General features: G+C 36.6%; 5 protein-coding genes. 1 reads left to right on the top strand and 4 read right to left on the bottom strand.

Translation table 11 applies throughout. The features are described from left to right. Window positions 1–173 precede the first annotated feature (173 nt). Window positions 174–587: a hypothetical protein gene (locus tag AT685_RS08000; RefSeq protein WP_072152230.1), complete on the top strand. Its 414-nt coding sequence runs from the start codon at window positions 174–176 to the stop codon at window positions 585–587. Here the strand turns inward: AT685_RS08000 and AT685_RS07995 are convergent. From AT685_RS07995 to AT685_RS07980, 4 genes are read right to left on the bottom strand one after another with little or no spacing between them, the layout of a single operon-like run. Beyond that, window positions 520–990: a 2-phosphosulfolactate phosphatase gene (locus tag AT685_RS07995; protein ID WP_143713189.1), complete on the bottom strand. Its 471-nt coding sequence runs from the start codon at window positions 988–990 to the stop codon at window positions 520–522. The two genes, AT685_RS08000 and AT685_RS07995, sit on opposite strands and share 68 nt — an antisense overlap. Window positions 991–1010: 20 nt before the next feature. After that, window positions 1011–2102, bottom strand: a complete 1092-nt coding sequence (gcvT, locus tag AT685_RS07990) for a glycine cleavage system aminomethyltransferase GcvT (protein ID WP_072152228.1) — start codon at window positions 2100–2102, stop codon at window positions 1011–1013. 18 nt (window positions 2103–2120) lie between these two features. Next, the gene (gene fsa / locus AT685_RS07985) at window positions 2121–2795 is read right to left on the bottom strand and encodes a fructose-6-phosphate aldolase (protein WP_072152227.1); all 675 of its coding nucleotides are present in this window, start codon (window positions 2793–2795) and stop codon (window positions 2121–2123) included. 1 nt (window position 2796) lies between these two features. Further along, entirely contained in the window at window positions 2797–4470 is a 1674-nt protein-coding gene (locus AT685_RS07980; protein ID WP_072152226.1) for an Rne/Rng family ribonuclease, read from the bottom strand. Between the last annotated feature and the right edge of the window lie 2296 nt (window positions 4471–6766).

Raw genomic sequence — 6766 nt, 5'->3', positions numbered from 1 at the left:
AAAGTTTTTTACCTCCGATAATTACAAATTTTTCCATTTTTGCTTCTTTTTAGTTTTTTCGCTCTTCCAAAATTCTGAAAAATAAAGCCAAAAACAAAATTTTGCAATCCTTATATTTTTTTCGTATTTTTGAGTGAAAATAAGGGAAGAAGAAATAAAAGCATTGAAAGACTATGAGTTTTGAAGATAGATTGCTTGAAAAAATTAAACTTGATATTGATGAGAAACTTCTTCCATTCGTAGATAAGCCAGGAAGATATGTTGGGAATGAATTTAACATAATTGTAAAGCCAAGTGCAAAGTTCAGAATTGCTTTGTGTTTTCCTGATGTTTATGAAATAGGCATGTCATATATTGGATTTAAAATTTTGTATAACATTGTGAACCAAATCCCATGGGCAAGCGCTGAACGGGTTTACGCTCCATGGGTTGACGCTGAGGAGATAATGCGAAAAGAGGGTATTTTATTGTTTTCACTTGAGACTAAAAGACCCCTCAAATTTTTTGATATCGTTGGCTTTACCCTGCAGTATGAACTTCACTATACGAACATTTTGAATATGCTTGATCATCGCTATTTTCGCTAACGAATTTTACAACTTCTGATATATTTATAAATCCAGCTACAAGTGAATGCTTAGCATATTTTGTTTTAGTTATAGCGACTGAACCATTCGTGCTCGCATAAATTAAAGTTTTCCCCATAACTTTTTCCTCTGTATATTCAAACGGAGAATTTCCAAGATCAAATCCATCAATAATTTTTCCGCCTCTTTCCCCGCACAAAAGAAACGAGCCCGGCTCAAGGGTTGAGGCGTATTTAACTGCATTTTCAATAGATGCCACCGGGATTATCGCCCTTGCCCCATTTTTTAAAGCAGTTGCTATTGTGGTTGAAGCTCTTAAAACATCAACAACTATAACTGTTTTATTTTGCAAGCTTAATTCATCTTGGATTTGCAGAGGTATGAAAAATAAATCAATATTCATCAACTACCCCAAACTTTGTTTTACCGCGCCCTGTTTGTAACAAATGGAGGGTTAACAATCACCGCAGTTAATTCCTTTCCACGAGCGTTGATTTTTATCTTTTCGCCCAAGTTTGAAAATCTAATATCAACATACCCCATTCCTATTCCCTTCTCAAGGATTGGAGAAAAAGTTCCACTTGTAACATAACCTATTTTTTCACCATCTTTAAAAATTTCATATCCATGCCTTGGTGGAATTTTTTCATCGGTTATAAAACCGACAAGTTTCCTTTTGATACCTTCAGTTTTAAACTTAATCAGGCTTTCTCTACCTATGAAATCACCTTTATCAAATTTAACAATCCAATCAAGTCCGGCTTCAAGCGGATTTGTGGTTTGATCAATATCATTTCCATAAAGCATATAACCCATTTCAGTTCTCAGTGTATCCCTCGCGCCAAGACCTGCCGGACCTATGTTAAATTCCTTCCCGGCTTCCATAATTGCGTCCCAAACTTTTCTGCAAATTTTTGGATCAGCTTCAAAATAAAGTTCAAATCCAAGTTCACCTGTATAGCCAGTTCTGGAAATTATCATATCAACGCCAGCAAGCTTGCCCTTAACGAAATGATAATATTTAATCTGACCCAAATCAACATCCGTTAACTTCTGCAAAGTTAAAAGAGACATTGGACCCTGAACCGCAAGAAGAGCCACATCATCGCTTATATTTTCAAGCTTAACATCTTCTTCAAGATGTTTTTTCATCCATTCAAAATCTTTTTCAATATTGGCTGCATTTACAACAACCATGTATGATTCGCCAAGGTTATAAATTAAAAGATCATCCACTATTCCACCATCATCATAACACATCGCTGAATATTGGGCTCTTCCCTGTTGAAGTTTTGAGACATCATTTACGGTCAATTTTTGTAAAAAATTCAAAGCTTTTCTCCCACTTACTTTAAACTCACCCATATGTGAGACATCAAAAACGCCAACCGATTCACGAACTCGCTTATGTTCAGTTATTATGCCATCATATTGGATTGGCATTTCATAGCCAGCAAAAGGTGCAATCTTTGCTCCAAGTTCAAGATGAATTTCATAAAATGGGGTGCGTTTCATACAGTTATTCTCCTTATTTTATTTTACTTTTTCAAATCTCTTTTCAAGCTCCGATTGAGCCTTTCTCCAATCATCAAGGAACCTTTCAAGTCCAATATCAGTTAATGGATGTTTTATCATTTGTTCAAGAACTTTAAACGGCATTGTGACGACATCTGCGCCTATTAAACCCGCCTCAACTACATGCATTGGGTGCCTTACGCTTGCGACGAGAACTTGAGTTCTAAAATTGTAGTTTCTGTAAATCTGGACGATTTGCCTGACAAGATTCATCCCATCGCTTGATATATCATCAAGCCGACCGATAAATGGGCTGATGTAATAAGCTCCAGCTTTTGCAGCAAGAATTGCCTGAGATGGAGAAAAACAAAGCGTTACATTTGCTCTTATACCCTCGCTTTTTAAGAACTTAACAGCTCTTAAACCATCTTTTATTAAAGGAATTTTCACAACGATATTATCCGCAAGCCTTGCAAGTTCTCTTGCTTCCTTAACGATTCCATCAAAATCGGTTGATATAACTTCTGCACTTACATCACCATCAACAATTGAGCATATCTCTTGAAGTAGTTCCCTAAAATCCCTCTTCTCCTTCGCAACCAGACTTGGGTTTGTGGTGACGCCATCAAGTATCCCCCAACTTACTGCTTCCTTTATTTCATCAACATTTGCTGTGTCAAGAAAAATCTTCATTTCAAATCTCCTCTTTTTTATTTTGTTTTGGGATAACAACTTGTGCGCTTGTTCCCGTCTCGGTTAATTCTTTGCCTGTTTTCACTGAAACAACTTTGAATTCTTCAACCGAAAGGGTTGGATCGGGCTCAATTTTAACTCTGATAAAATATTTTAACATCAACTTCAAAATCTTTAATTTCCCATTCAAATTTGACTTCACATACTTTGCGAGGGTTGGGTGAAGTTTTAGAATCAGTTTTCTCTCATTTGAAACAGCTCTAAATTTTGCAAACCATCTTTCCACTTTTTTGAAAATTAAGTTTCTCAAAAAAATTGTGCCTGTTCCAGCGCAAGTCGGGCACGGCTCACTAAACTTTTCAAATACGCTCGGTCTTACCCTCTGCCTCGTAATTTGAATTAACCCAAATTCAGTCATCGGCAAAACTGTAACCTTTGCCCTGTCCTTTTTAAATTCTTTACGAAGTTCCTCAAACAAACGCTTCTTGCTTTTATCATCCTCCATATCAATAAAATCAACCACAATCAAACCACCTATATCCCTCAACCTCAATTGTCTCACAATCTCTTTAGCAGCGTCAAGATTAATTCTCAAAGATACCTGTTCTTGATTTTGTCTTGGCGCGTATCTTCCTGTATTCACATCAATAACTGTCATAGCCTCTGTTTGTTCAATAAGAATGTAAGCTCCGCCACGAAGATAAATTTTCCTTCCAAGCGAATTTTCAATCTCTTTATTAATTCCATACTTTTCAAATATATCCTCAGTTTCATCAAGTTCAATTTTATCAACGATATCGGGTGCTGCCCATCTCGCATATGCAACTATTTCACGGAAAAGAGATTTTGAATCAACGACAACCCTTTCAACATCTTTTGTCAAAAGGTCACGCATCACACTTGATGTAACGCTTATATCCTTGTAGAGCAAGGCTGGTGGTTTTTCATTAGGAATCATTTTTTCTATCTTTTCCCATGTTGTGATCAGCTGTTCAAGCTCCCCTCTCAATGTCTTCGTATCTTTACCCTCAGCTGCGGTTCTGACTATAACACCATAACCATTTGGTAGAAGTGCTTTGATTATGTTTCTTAATCTTCTTCTTTCCTTTTGATTTAGGATTTTTCTTGATATTCCAATTTTATTTTCCATGAAAGGCATCAAAACAAGAAATCGTCCCGGTAGAGTTATTCTCGTTGTAACTCTTGCCCCCTTTCTTCCAAGCGGTTCTTTTATAACCTGAACAAGGATAGGTTGACCTTTTTTCAAAAGATGTGGTTTTCTTGGTGCATACGCTTCAACATCTTTAGATGGTTGAGAAGCGGAAACAGGCTGTAAAGATTTTTCTTCCCCTTCTTCAGTCAATTCCTTTGTTGCCTCAGTTGTAGTTTCAGAAACCTCATCAATGCTTGTATCATCCCCAAGCAGGTCAGCATATTCTTCAATTGATGTCTTATCAATATCTGCAAAATGAAGAAATGCGTCTTGCCTGTGTCCGATATTTATAAACACCGCTTTTATCCCAGGTAAAACCCTCGCAACCTTACCAAGGTAAATATCCCCAACCATCCTTTCTTGTTCAGGATTTTCAAAGAACAATTCGGCAAGTTGACCATCTTCAAGAACCGCTATACGAGTTTCTTTCTTCTTCGTACTGATATAAATTTCTTTCCTCATAAAAAACCCTTACTTTGTTTTTCACAATATCATCGACTGGATCAATTATAGTGCCATTTCTGAAAATAAATTGAGCTGTCCTTTCAATTTTTAACTTTCTTATTTCCTCCCTATTCAAACCCAAAAGAATTTCAAGTATTAAATCAACCTTCGGCATAATCCCATCTTTGTCACGAATAACTCGCAAAGTAAAACCATCGTTTCCCATAAAAATTTCATCAACATATTTACGGATATTCATGACCTTTATCTTTCCGTTTTGGTTGACCTTGTGAACTAAAATTTCATCTTTTGCAAGAAACGATTCAATCTGACTTTGAAGATTCTCTGAAGTGAAATAGATTTTATATTCAAAAAGATTAATCTGGCTATCAAGTGATTCTTTGGGCTTTGGTATTTCCCCGATTTCAATTATACGCATTCCACTGGGAAGATTGGGGATAAGGCGATGTTTGATCTCCTCCGGCTCAAGGTATTCCTCAAGCTCAAAGTCAATGAATTCACATAAGCTTGAATAACCGATGGGAAGTGGAGCAGAAAATGAAAATTTTGGATGTGGATGGAAACCTCGTGTATGTGCGACCCTTAAATTAGATTTTCTGAAAATGCGATTGAAAAGACGAACCAAATCAAGATGTGAAATGTATTTTAGATACCCTTCTTTAGTATACTTCATTCTGTAAAAGTAGGTTTGAGATGTTTTTATTCCTTCGCTTTGCGATTTATCAACCCAGATTGCTTCTTCGCCTATGCTTAAAACTTCGCCATTTTGTGAAATTTCACTTCGTTTGTCAATTTGTTCCCTTATCAGCATTTTTATCATTTTAAAATCACAAGCCCCACATGCATGGCATACATCTTCGGGTCTACAATCTGGAACCATTGCTTCTCTATAAGCTTTTTGCCTTTCCCTCCATAAAAATTTTTTCAAAACGCCCATAAAAATATGATCCCAAGGGAAGACATCATCTTTTTCATATTCCCGTATATATTCTTCAACCGTTAGCCCATTTTCTTTCAATGCTTCCATCCATAAATTAAAATTCAACTTATCTGTCCAAGCGTCAAATTTCGCTCCCTTTTTCCAGGCAGAATAAATTACATTTGATATTTTTCTATCACCACGCCCAAGGATTGTCTCAAGAGTTGTAATTCTGGGGTCACGAATATCAAGCTTTATATTTTTGCACCTATTTTTTGACTTTAAGTATCTTGTTTTTTCAAGAAGTTCTTCAATTGAATTTTGTCTTTCCCATTGAAAAGGTGTATGTGCTTTTGGAGAAAAAGGTGACACAGAGACATGAACTTCCATGTTATAAATTTTTTTCCTCTTTGCAATTCTCACAACATTTTCAGCGATTTTTAAAATTCCATCAAGATCCTCATAAGTTTCTGTAGGAAGCCCCATCATAAAGTAAAGTTTGACAAGTCGCCACCCATGATCAATCGCTATCTCAACAGCGCGGTAGAAATCTTCCTCAGAGCTTTGTTTATTTATAACCCTGCGTAATCTTTCAGTTCCAGCTTCTGGGGCAAATGTTAATCCACTTGCTCCGCCTTCACGGGCAAATTTTGCAATCCCTTTTGTATAAGTCTGCGGACGAAGCGATGGAAAACTCGGGGAAATCCGTTTCTCCTTAACAAGTTCATAATTTCTGCTCATAAGTTCAGGTAATAGCGAGTAATCAGATGTTGAAAGCGAAACAAAAGACATTTCTTCATAACCGGTATTTTCAATCACCGTTTTTGTTTCATTTATCAAATCATCAACGGGTCTTTCACGAACAGGTCTATAAATCATCCCCGCATTGCAAAACCTACAACCCTGCGTACAACCTCGCATTATTTCAAGCTGGAATCTATCATGAACAACCTCTATTAAAGGGACAACTGGTTTTTCAGGGTAATATTCTGGCTTTAGCTCCGGTATCACATTTCGTTTAACTGGAAGAGGAAGTTCGTCAAAGAGTTTTTTCATACCTTTTAGCTTACCGTCATCATAAACAGGTTCATAAAACTTTGGAACATAAACACCTTGTAAAGTTTTCGCAGCTGTTAATAAAATTTCATCCCTTTTTGCGCCTTCTTTTTTCATATTGTAAACAAGCTCAAGAAAAGCAGGTAAAAGATTTTCACCATCCCCAAGCAAAAAAGCATCAATAAACGCAGACATTGGCTCGGGATTACAAGCCACAGGACCACCAGAGATAACTATTGGATCTTTTTCAGTTCTATCTTTTGTTATTTTTTCAAGCAGAAGACGGCATACGAGATCTGATCGTGACTGGAGTTCAGA

This window comes from Candidatus Kryptobacter tengchongensis, from assembly GCF_001458555.1.
Lineage (GTDB): Bacteria > Bacteroidota > Ignavibacteria > Kryptoniales > Kryptoniaceae > Kryptonium > Kryptonium tengchongense.
The sequence above is the reverse complement of the archived record's forward strand: the minus strand, read 5'-3'. Positions and strand labels throughout refer to the sequence as shown.

Excerpts from the sequence above, each read along its gene's own strand:
- fsa (WP_072152227.1), bottom strand. The coding sequence starts at position 2,795 with ATGAAGATTTTTCTTGACACAGCAAATGTTGATGAAATAAAGGAAGCA.
- AT685_RS08000 (WP_072152230.1), top strand. The coding sequence starts at position 174 with ATGAGTTTTGAAGATAGATTGCTTGAAAAAATTAAACTTGATATTGAT.
- AT685_RS07995 (WP_143713189.1), bottom strand. The coding sequence starts at position 990 with ATGAATATTGATTTATTTTTCATACCTCTGCAAATCCAAGATGAATTA.
- gcvT (WP_072152228.1), bottom strand. The coding sequence starts at position 2,102 with ATGAAACGCACCCCATTTTATGAAATTCATCTTGAACTTGGAGCAAAG.
- AT685_RS07980 (WP_072152226.1), bottom strand. The coding sequence starts at position 4,470 with ATGAGGAAAGAAATTTATATCAGTACGAAGAAGAAAGAAACTCGTATA.